Raw genomic sequence first — 9,896 nt, 5'->3', positions numbered from 1 at the left:
GCGGGAGGGGAGGATCAATTCCATGACCACTGCCACCATGCCGAGCACCACCCTCCCCGCCGACTGGCGCGATTTCTTCGCGCTGACCAAGCCGCGGGTGATGCGTTCGGTCGTGCTGACCGGGCTGTGCGGGATGCTGGCCGCGCCGGTGCATCTGCCCTTCGTGCTCGGCTTCACCGCCATCCTGTGCATCGCGCTGGCGGCGGGCGCGGCGGGCGCGCTCAACCAATGGTATGAATCGGACATCGATGCGCTGATGAAGCGCACCGCCAAGCGCCCGCTCCCCGCCGGCAAGATGGACCGCGAGACCGCGCTCCATTTCGGCGTCGGGCTCGGCGTGTTCTCGGTGCTGCTGATGGGCCTCGCCATCGGCCTGCTCGCCGCTGTGCTGCTGGCGGTGTCGATCCTGTTCTACGTGCTGATCTATACCGTCGGTCTCAAGCGGCTGACCCCGCAGAACATCGTCATCGGCGGGGCCGCCGGGGCCTTCCCGCCGCTGATCGGCTGGGTCGCCGCCACCGGCAGCATTTCGACGCTGCCGCTGCTGATGTTCGCGATCATCTTCCTGTGGACCCCGCCGCATAGCTGGGCGCTGGCGCTGCTGATTCGCGACGATTACGCCAAGGGCGGCGTGCCGATGCTCCCGGTGGTGGCGAGCGCGGCGACGACGCGCTGGCAAATGCTGTTCTACGCGGTGCTGATGGCCGCCGCCGCCGTGTCGCCGTGGGCGCTGGGGTTGGCCGGGATCGCCTATGGCGCGGTCGCCGCGATCGGCTCGGCGGTGTTCCTCGGCCTCACGCTCTGGGTCGTGGTCGCGCGCGCGGGTACCCCCGCCGAGATGAAGGCCGAACGCTTCCTGTTCGTCTATTCGATCGGCTATATTCTGATGATCTTCATTTCCCTCGCAGTCGATCGGCTCATCGCATGACCCCGGACCCGCACAGCGACCTCGTCCGCAAGCGCCAGCGCAGCCGCGCGACTGCGCTCGCGCTGATCCTCGGTGCCTTTGTGGTGCTGGTGTTCGCGATCAGCATCGCCAAGATCCAGGCCGGGATGCCGCACTGATGGCGATCGACCGCAAACTGCGCACGGCGCTGTTCGCGGTGGCGGGCATTTGCTTCATGAGCGGGCTTGGCTGGGCGAGTATCCCGCTCTACCGCCTGTTCTGCCAGGCGACCGGCCTCAACGGCACCACCCAGCGCGGGCTCGTGGCACCGGGCGCGGTCAACCGGCAGATCCGCATCGATTTCGACACCAATGTCGCGCCGCACATGCCGTGGAAGTTCGCGCCCGAACATCCATCCGAAACCGTCGATATCGGCGGGCGCGACATGGCGTTCTTCACCGCGACCAACACATCGGACCATCCGATCACGGGCACCGCGACCTACAACGTCACCCCGGCGCAAGCGGGCAAATATTTCACCAAGATCCAGTGCTTCTGCTTCACCCAGCAAACGCTGAAACCGGGCGAAACCGCGCGGATGCCGGTGATCTTCTTCGTCGACCCGAAGATCCTTGCGGATCCGGACGCCAACGACGTGCAGACGATTACGCTCAGTTACACTTTTTACCCGGTGGATTCCACCAAAGCCAAGAGCTAGAACCGAACGACAAAAGAGGACGAGGGACAGATGGCCGGCGCCAAGAACCACGATTACCACATCCTTCCCCCCAGCATCTGGCCGTTGGCCGGGGCGATGGCGGCACTCGCCATGGCATCGGGTGGCATCATGTGGATGCATTCGGCGGCCGGGGGCGGCGCGGTGTTCTTCGCCGGCGTCGCGGGCGTGCTCGCAGTGATGTATGGCTGGTGGCGTCAGGTCATCCTCGAGGCGCATGCAGGCGACCATACCCCTGTCGTCCAATTGCACCTGCGCTACGGCATGATCCTGTTCATCGCCTCCGAAGTGATGTTCTTCGTCGGCTGGTTCTGGGCGTTCTTCGACTTTTCGCTGTTCCCCGCCCACATCGTCTATGATTCGGTGACCAAGACCGTCTCGGTCGCCGCCGATGTCGCAGCGCAATGGCCGCCCAAGGGTCTGGAAGTCATCGACGCCTTCCGCTTCCCGCTGCTCAACACGCTGATCCTGCTCACCAGCGGTACCACGATCACCTGGGCGCACCACGCGCTGATCCATGGCGACCGCGACGGCCTGAAGAAGGGCCTGTGGGTCACGATCATCCTCGGCCTGCTGTTCAGCTCGATCCAGGCCTATGAATATGCCGACGCCCCCTTCCCCTTTAAGGGCCTGAACTATGGCGCATCCTTCTTCATGGCGACCGGGTTCCACGGCTTCCACGTGATGATCGGCACGATCTTCCTGATCGTCTGCCAGATCCGCGTCTATCGCGGCGATTTCACTCCGCAGCAGCATTTCGGCTTCGAAGCGGCGGCGTGGTATTGGCATTTCGTCGACGTGGTGTGGCTGTTCCTGTTCGTCTCCATCTATGTCTGGGGTGGCTGGGGCGCGCCCATCCACGCCGGCTGATCGCCGTCCGATGACCGAGGTGCGGGCCGAGGCCGTAACGCCGACGCCCGAACCGGCCCCCTTGCCCGCTGCGTTCAAGGGCCTGTGCCCGCGCTGCGGCGCACCGAGCTTGTTCAAGGGCTGGCTCGCTTTTGCCGATCGCTGCGCCGTGTGCGGGCTCGATTACACCCGCTTCAATGTCGGGGACGGACCTGCCGCGCTGCTCGTCCTGCTGCTCGGCGCGATCGTAGTGGGCGCGGCGATCACGATCCAGCTGACGCTTGCCCCGCCGATCTGGCTGCAACTCATCCTCTGGGTGCCAGTGACGATCGCCGCCGTGATCGGTGCACTCCGCGTCGCCAAGGCAGCCTTGCTCGGTTCCGAATATCGCACCGCCGCGCGCGAGGGGCGCATAACCCCGCTCGACCCCAATCCATGAACCGCATCCCGGTCCTGCCGACCGTACTCGTCGGCATCGCCATCGCCGCGATGATCGCGCTCGGCGTCTGGCAATTGCAGCGCCGCGCCGAAAAGGAAGCGCAGCTCGTGCAGTATGCGCGCAACGTCACGCTGCCGCCTGTCGCCTTCCCGCGCATCCCGGTCGATGAGGATGGCAGCCTGTTGTTCCGCCGTGCCAGCGCCTTCTGCCTGCAACCGGTCAGCTTCCGCATCGAAGGCGGGCGCAATGCGCGCGGCGGCACCGGCTGGCGGCAAATCGCCGAATGCCGCACCGGCGCGGAAGGCCCCGGCTTCACCGTGCAAATCGGCTTTGGCCGTGACCCGCACGCCAAGCCCATTTGGAAGGGCGGCCCGGTGCGCGGCTATATCTCGCACGTCCCCGGCCACGCGCCGCTGATCGCCTCCGCGCTCGGCGGTGCACCCAAGATGCTGATGCTCGTCGCGGATCCTCCCGCCGCCGGGCTCGATCCCAATCCCGCCCCCGATCTGTCGGCGGTGCCCAACAATCACCTCGCTTATGCGGTGCAGTGGTTCGTCTTCGCCGCCATCGCTGCGATCATCTATGCGCTGGCGCTGCGGCGGCGGACGGTTGCCCCGGCGGCTCCACCTCGCTAACCGCAGGGGTCATGCGCTACACAAGCACGCGCGGCTCCGCGCCCACCCTCGATTTCCGCGACGTCACGCTCGCGGGCCTGGCCAAAGACGGCGGCCTCTATCTGCCGGAAAGCTGGCCGCGCTTCTCGACCGAACAGATCGCGGCCCTGCGCGGCCTGTCTTATGTCGACACCGCCGTCGCGGTGATGCTGCCCTTCGTCGAGGGCACGCTCAGCGAAGCCGATCTGCGCCAACTCTGCACCCAGGCTTATGGCCGCTTCGCCCATGCCGCCGTCGTGCCGCTGGTCCAGCTCGATCCGCAAAACTGGCTGCTGGAGCTGTTCCACGGCCCCACGCTCGCGTTCAAGGACGTCGCGCTGCAATTGCTGGGGTTATTGTTCGAGCGCTTCCTCACCGGCAGCAGCCAGCAAGTCACCGTGATCGGCGCGACCTCGGGCGATACCGGCTCGGCGGCGATCGATGCGCTGGCCGGCCGCGCCGGGGTCGATGTGTTCATGCTCCACCCCAAGGGCCGCGTGTCCGAAGTGCAGCGCCGCCAGATGACCACCGTCATCGCCCCCAACATCCACAATATCGCGCTGGAGGATGCCAGCTTCGACGATGCGCAGGCGCTGGTAAAGGCGATGTTCAACGACGACGCTTTCTCGGGCAAGTTCGCGCTGTCGGCGGTCAATTCGATCAACTGGGCGCGGCTGATGGCGCAAGTGGTCTATTATTTCTACGCCGCCGTCCGTCTGGGCGCGCCCGAGCGCCCCGTCGCCTTCTCGGTGCCGACCGGCAATTTCGGCGATGTCTTCGCCGGTTACGTCGCCGCCAAGATGGGCCTGCCCATCGCCAAATTGATCGTCGCCACCAACGTCAACGACATCCTCCACCGTGCGCTCAGCGCCGGCGATTATTCGCAAGGCACCGTCGTGCCGACGCCGAGCCCGTCGATGGACATTCAGGTGTCGAGCAATTTCGAACGACTGCTGTTCGATCTCGGCGGCCGCGATGGTGCCGCGCTCGCCGAGCAGATGCGCGGCTTCGAAGCGACCAAGGCAATGCGCCTGACCAACGCGCAGCGCGAAGGCGCCGCCGCTCTGTTCGGCAGCGACCGTGTCGATCTCGACGACATGGCGCTGGCAATGCGCTGGGCGTGCGAATCGAGCGGGGAGATCATCGATCCGCACACCGCGATCGGCCTCGCCGCCGCGCGCCGCGCCGGGCTTCCCGCCGATGTGCCGGTGGTGACGCTGGCAACCGCCCACCCCGCCAAGTTTGGAGATGCGGTCGAGCGCGCGACCGGCAAACGGCCGCCGCTGCCCGCACGGATTGGCGATCTGCTCGAGCGCGAGGAACGCTACGCCTCGCTGCCGGGCACGTTCGACGCGGTCACCGCCTATATCGCCGAACGCGCGAGCGCGCGGTGAGCGATCTCAAACTCACCCTCACCCTTCCCACTCGCTGCGCCGAGCGGGCCCCTTCCCTCTCCCGTTGGGAGAGGGAGGGAGGAGCGAAGCGACGGAAGGGTGAGGGTGAGCAAAATGAACGACCTAATAACCCTCATCACCGAACCCTGGCCCGATTACGGGCTCATCGACTCCGGCCACGGCCGCAAGCTCGAACGCTATGGCCGGTTCCGCTTCATCCGCCCCGAACCGCAGGCGATGTGGGCCCCGGCGTCGGAAAGCTGGGAAGCCGATGGCGATTTCATCGGTGCGTCGGATGAAGAGGGCGGCGGGCGCTGGCATCTGTCGCGGGATGTGCCGCGCGGTGGCTGGCACGTGCGCTGGGAGGAAGTGCTGTTCCTCGCGCAGAACACGCCCTTCCGCCACCTCGCTTTCTTCCCCGACATGGCACCGCAATGGCAGTGGATGCGCGGGCGCGTCGCCGAGGGGGATCAAGTGCTCAACCTGTTCGGCTATACCGGGGTCGGCACGCTGGCGCTCGCCGCCAAGGGCGCGGCGATGACGCATGTCGATGCCTCCAAAAAGTCGGTCGAGGCGGGCAAGGCCAATGCCTTCCTGTCCGACATGGCCGACCGCCCGATCCGCTGGATGGTCGACGACGCCGCCAAGTTCGCCGCGCGCGAAGTGCGGCGCGGGAAACGCTATGACGGCATCTTCCTCGATCCGCCAAAATTCGGGCGCGGGCCCGATGGCGAAGTGTGGCGGCTGGAAGAGGGCCTGCCTGGCCTGATCGCGGATTGCCGTCGCTTGCTCGACCAGGACAGCAAGTTCCTGGTGCTGACGGTCTATGCCGTCCGCATGTCGGCGCTGGCGATCGGCGAGGTGGTGCGTCAAGCGCTTGCCGACCTCGGCGGCACGGTCGAAGTGGGAGAGATGGCGGTGCGCGAGGAAGCGCGCGGGCTGTTGCTGCCGACCGCCATCTTCGCGCGCTGGTCACGGTAAACCCGTCAGGCCCCCCGCAAAACGCCTCATCATATTGGATGGACCACGGTTCCCGCTCTTTTCTTGGCGTTTGCCGCGCCACACTTATGCCGCTAATGCGCGGCAATGGGGCCGCCCTGACCGGCCAAGAAGCGGACAAACGCGCCACGTGGATAACTATACGACTGGACCAGTGATCGGCGTTTCGACGCAGGGCGCATCCGCGCACCTTTCGCTGCCGCCGATGCCCGGAACGCCCGATCTCGCCGGCCTTGAGCCGATGGCACCGCTGGCGCGACGCTGGCCCTCCTATCTGGGCGCAGCGGTCACGCTCGTAATGATCGTGTGGCTCGGCTTGAAGCTCCATGCGCTGGGCGTCGACAGTCTGGTCTCGGCGCTACCGAGCAGCCCGCTTTTCTATCTGTTCTTCGGACTCTTCTACCTTTCTCCGGTGACGGGCGACTTCATCATCTTCCGCAAATTGTGGGGGATCCCGGCGGCCGGTTACGTGGCTTTGACCAAGAAGCGCATCGCCAACGACGTGCTCAATTATTCGGGCGAGGCCTATTTCTACGCCTGGGCGCGGCAACGGTCGTCGATGGTGGCGGCACCGTTCGGCGCGGTGAAGGATGTCAGCATCCTGTCGGCGATTGCCGGCAATATGGTGACACTGGCGATGATCGCGATCGCGATGCCGCTGGGCATCGGCCTGCTTACCGAACAGCAATTGCACAATGCACTCTGGTCGGTCGTCGTGGTATTCGCCATGTCGCTGCCTTTCCTGATCTTCTCGAAACGCGTCTTTTCGCTCCCACGCGCGACTTTATGGTGGATCTTCGGCATCCACTGTCTGCGGTTGATTGCGGGATCGGTGCTGATCGCCTTTACCTGGCATTATGGTCTGCCAAGTGTGTCGCTCGGGATGTGGCTGCTGCTGTCGGCAGCGCGGCTGATCGTCGGGCGGCTGCCACTTGTGCCGAACAAAGACCTTCTTTTCGCCACCTTCGCCACCCTATTGATCGGTCAGGACGCAGCCTTGTCGGTGTTGATCGCGGTCACCGCGGCGCTGCCGTTGCTCGTCCATGTTGTGCTCGTCGCGATGTTCGGGCTGGTCGACTTGGTGAGAAAGAGTTGAAAATGGTGCGCAAGGTTTTGATGGCGGCGGCAATCACCGGCGCAGCACTTCTGCCCGTCACGGCAAGCGCGGCGCAGATTCTGGGTAGCGACGCCGCGGCCTGCACCTCGGGCGGCCCCGCGATTCGCGTGACCGTCGACGGGTTGAAGGATCGCACCGGCGAACTGAAGCTCGAGCTGTTTCCCGCCAACGACGCCGATTTCCTGAAGGATGATCGCGACCTGATCAAGGAAGGCAAGTTCTTCCGTCGCGTGCGCCTGCCTACCCCGGCCAGCGGCCCGATCGTGCTGTGCATCCGCGTGCCGACGCCTGGCCCCTATGCCTTGCTGTTCACGCACAATCGCGACGGCAAGAACAAGTTCAACCTGTGGCAGGATGGCGCGGGCTTCCCGACCAACGCCCGGCTCGGCCGGTCGCGTCCGAAACTTGCCATGGCGCGGATCGTCGTGCCGCAGGGGGTGGTATCCACCGAGATTCGGGCGCAATATCTGCGCGGGCTCGGGGGGTTCGGGCCGCTCAAGGACGAATAGACGCCATGCGGATCGTCGACGTCAATGAATTCTACTCGCCGACCGGTGGGGGTGTGCGCACCTATATCGATCGCAAGATGGGCATCATGTCCGATTTGGGACATGAACTGATCGTGCTCGCCCCTGGTCGCGAAAATGCGGTCGAGGAACGCCCCGGCGGCGGCAAGGTCATCTGGATCCAGACAGGTCATTTGCCGCTCGACCAGAATTACGGGCTGTTCTGGGAATCCGCCCCGATCGTGAAGCTGCTCGACCAATTGCAGCCCGATGTCGTCGAAACCTCCTCGCCGTGGCGCTTGCCGTGGGTGATTGGCAAGTGGCAGCCCAAATATGAGGGCGGTGCGGTGAAGAGCTTCTTCATGCACAATGACAATATGGCCGCTTATGCGCTGCGCTGGTTCGAGGGCCTCGCCCCGCAGGAGCGGATCGAGCGCGCTTTCTCCTGGTACAGCCGCTATATGAGCGGCTTCCTCCAGCATTTCGATGCGGTCGTCACCAACGGCCCGGCGCTGGAAAAGCGGCTTAAGGCGCGCGGCGTGCGGATCGACGCGGCGATGCCGCTGGGGATCGAGCGTGGCCATTTCTCGCCCGATCTGCGCGACGATCGCTTGCGTGCCGCGTTGCTCGCGCAATGCGCTTTGCCGCCCAGCGGGCATTTGCTGCTCGGGCTTGGCCGCCATCATCCCGAAAAGCGCTGGCGGCTGGTGATCGACGCGGTCGAGCGCGCCGGTTCGGATTTGCCGGTCGGGCTGATCCTGCTCGGCACCGGGGTCGAAAGCCGCCAGATCGAGGCCCGCATCGCCGGATCCCCGCACATCCGCATGTTCCGCCCGGTCTATGACCGCGAACGCCTCGCCCGCATCGTCGCGAGCTGCGACGCGCTGATCCACGGATCGGAGGCGGAACCGTTCGGCTTGGTCGCGTCCGAGGCGATGGCCGGGGGCCTGCCCCTGATCGTGCCCGACACGGGCGGTTGCGCGGAGGTTGCCGATCGCCATGCCTCCGAATTCTACACCGCGCGCGATGCGCAAAGCGCCGCGGCGGCGATCCACCGGCTGTTCGCACGCGACCAGCGCGTGCTGCGCCGCGCGGTGCTGGTAGCGGCGGGCAAGGTGCGCAGCGACCGCGACCATGCGGTGGAACTGATGGACTATTATCAGGGGTTGGTCGACGCCAAGCGCAACGGAGCGCTGCTCAAGGTCGCCTGACGTACACACGGAAACGCGTACTGTTGATCGGCACCGTCCGATACCCTCGCGCGATCGCCCAGCGTTCGAGCAGGGCGTCGGTGTCGCTGTCGCCCGCTGTCCATGGAGCCTCGCCACCGACCAGCACGGCGGACGGCGGGTTGCGATCAAGGTCGGCGGGGCGATCCGCCGACACAACATGGAAGCGCGGCTCGGTCGCCGGGTCGGCGAGCCGGTGGGTGCGATAATAAAACGGACCGGCCGCAAAAACGCGGGTCGGGCAAGCGTCCGGTCGCGCCGAGAAACTGCGGTGACAGCGTCGCCACGCCGCCCCGCACCCCGGCCGTATCGAGCGCGGCGCGGATCGCCCGGCCTTCGCGCAAGGCCACCGGCATCGACGCTCCTTCCAGCGCCTGGACCGCCGCCGCGGTCGTCGGCGCAAGGCCGGCGAAAATCGTCACCACGGTAAAGATCCGCAGCCCCCGCCCCGGCGGTGCCCGGTCCCACACCAACGCCAGCAAGACGAAGAGCGGCGGCAGAACCGGCAGCAGATATTGCCGCCAGGTGGGAAACGGCAGCAGCGCGGCGACCAGACCGGCCAGCACCAGCCACTCGATCACGCCGGGCCGCACCAAGCGGCGGCGCACCATCACCAGCGCCAGCAAGGCCGGGCCGAGCGCGAAAAACTTCAGCGCATCGACCGCCTTGGCGAGATAGGACATCTTCCACGATCCCGGCGTGTAATATTCCGCCGGAGCCAGCGCCGGGAAGCGCAGCGTACCGAACACGAAGGCGGCGGGGGCGATCGCCCAGGTCCAGGCGACAAACGCGACCATTGGCATTGCTCCGGCCAGCACGGCGAGCGGGCGATGCCGCCGATCGACGAGCGTATACACCCCATAAGCCGCCGCAGGCAGCGCGTAGGACACTTTCGCCGCCGCTGCTGCGGCCAGCAACAGCCCGATCAGCACCGCTTGTCCCGTGCTGCCGCGCCCGCGCTGCGTGCGCACGATCGGCACCAGCGCAGCAGCAAGCAAGGCGGCAGGCAAGGCGTCGTTGCGGGCAGTGGCGATGCTGAACAGCAGGATATCGCTCAGCGCGAGCAACCACCGCGATCAGCTCAGCGC

12 protein-coding genes are annotated in these 9,896 nt (G+C 66.1%); 11 read left to right on the top strand and 1 reads right to left on the bottom strand.

What is annotated here, in order from left to right:
• Window positions 1-22 precede the first annotated feature (22 nt).
• The 11 genes from NW75_RS14735 (at window position 23) to NW75_RS14690 (ending at window position 8,790) form a co-directional block, all read left to right on the top strand.
• Window positions 23-928, top strand: a complete 906-nt coding sequence (locus tag NW75_RS14735; protein ID WP_033965936.1) for a heme o synthase — start codon at window positions 23-25, stop codon at window positions 926-928.
• The gene (locus NW75_RS25250) at window positions 925-1,065 is read left to right on the top strand and encodes a hypothetical protein (RefSeq protein WP_171010507.1); all 141 of its coding nucleotides are present in this window, start codon (window positions 925-927) and stop codon (window positions 1,063-1,065) included. Before NW75_RS14735 ends, NW75_RS25250 begins: the two co-directional genes overlap by 4 nt.
• Window positions 1,065-1,604 (top strand): cytochrome c oxidase assembly protein, encoded by a 540-nt coding sequence (locus NW75_RS14730; protein WP_033965931.1) that lies wholly within the window; start codon window positions 1,065-1,067, stop codon window positions 1,602-1,604. The genes NW75_RS25250 and NW75_RS14730 overlap by 1 nt, the downstream gene beginning before the upstream one ends.
• Before the next feature lie 30 nt (window positions 1,605-1,634).
• Window positions 1,635-2,492, top strand: a complete 858-nt coding sequence (locus NW75_RS14725) for a cytochrome c oxidase subunit 3 (RefSeq protein WP_033965930.1) — start codon at window positions 1,635-1,637, stop codon at window positions 2,490-2,492.
• A 10-nt stretch (window positions 2,493-2,502) separates the two neighbouring features.
• Window positions 2,503-2,910 carry a DUF983 domain-containing protein gene (locus NW75_RS14720; RefSeq protein ID WP_033965929.1) on the top strand — a complete coding sequence of 136 codons (408 nt, stop codon included), beginning with the start codon at window positions 2,503-2,505 and terminating at the stop codon, window positions 2,908-2,910.
• The gene (locus NW75_RS14715) at window positions 2,907-3,545 is read left to right on the top strand and encodes an SURF1 family protein (RefSeq protein ID WP_033965927.1); all 639 of its coding nucleotides are present in this window, start codon (window positions 2,907-2,909) and stop codon (window positions 3,543-3,545) included. The genes NW75_RS14720 and NW75_RS14715 overlap by 4 nt, the downstream gene beginning before the upstream one ends.
• 11 nt (window positions 3,546-3,556) lie before the next feature.
• Window positions 3,557-4,957: a threonine synthase gene (gene thrC, locus NW75_RS14710; protein WP_033965926.1), complete on the top strand. Its 1,401-nt coding sequence runs from the start codon at window positions 3,557-3,559 to the stop codon at window positions 4,955-4,957.
• A 114-nt stretch (window positions 4,958-5,071) separates the two neighbouring features.
• On the top strand, window positions 5,072-5,938 hold the full coding sequence (locus NW75_RS14705; protein ID WP_033965925.1) for a class I SAM-dependent methyltransferase: 867 nt from the start codon (window positions 5,072-5,074) through the stop codon (window positions 5,936-5,938).
• 148 nt (window positions 5,939-6,086) lie between these two features.
• On the top strand, window positions 6,087-7,052 hold the full coding sequence (locus tag NW75_RS14700; RefSeq protein WP_033965924.1) for a hypothetical protein: 966 nt from the start codon (window positions 6,087-6,089) through the stop codon (window positions 7,050-7,052).
• Window positions 7,053-7,054: 2 nt separating this feature from the next.
• The gene (locus NW75_RS14695) at window positions 7,055-7,582 is read left to right on the top strand and encodes a DUF2141 domain-containing protein (RefSeq protein ID WP_171010506.1); all 528 of its coding nucleotides are present in this window, start codon (window positions 7,055-7,057) and stop codon (window positions 7,580-7,582) included.
• Window positions 7,583-7,587: 5 nt separating this feature from the next.
• Window positions 7,588-8,790, top strand: coding sequence for a glycosyltransferase (locus NW75_RS14690; protein ID WP_033965921.1), 1,203 nt, complete (start codon window positions 7,588-7,590; stop codon window positions 8,788-8,790).
• Between the two features lie 146 nt (window positions 8,791-8,936).
• Here NW75_RS14690 and NW75_RS14685 read toward each other — a convergent pair whose 3' ends face one another.
• On the bottom strand, window positions 8,937-9,875 hold the full coding sequence (locus tag NW75_RS14685) for a hypothetical protein (protein WP_052192427.1): 939 nt from the start codon (window positions 9,873-9,875) through the stop codon (window positions 8,937-8,939).
• Window positions 9,876-9,896 lie beyond the last annotated feature (21 nt).

This window comes from Sphingomonas sp. Ant H11 (genome assembly GCF_000797515.1).
Taxonomy (GTDB): domain Bacteria; phylum Pseudomonadota; class Alphaproteobacteria; order Sphingomonadales; family Sphingomonadaceae; genus Sphingomonas.
The sequence above is the reverse complement of the archived record's forward strand: the minus strand, read 5'-3'. Positions and strand labels throughout refer to the sequence as shown.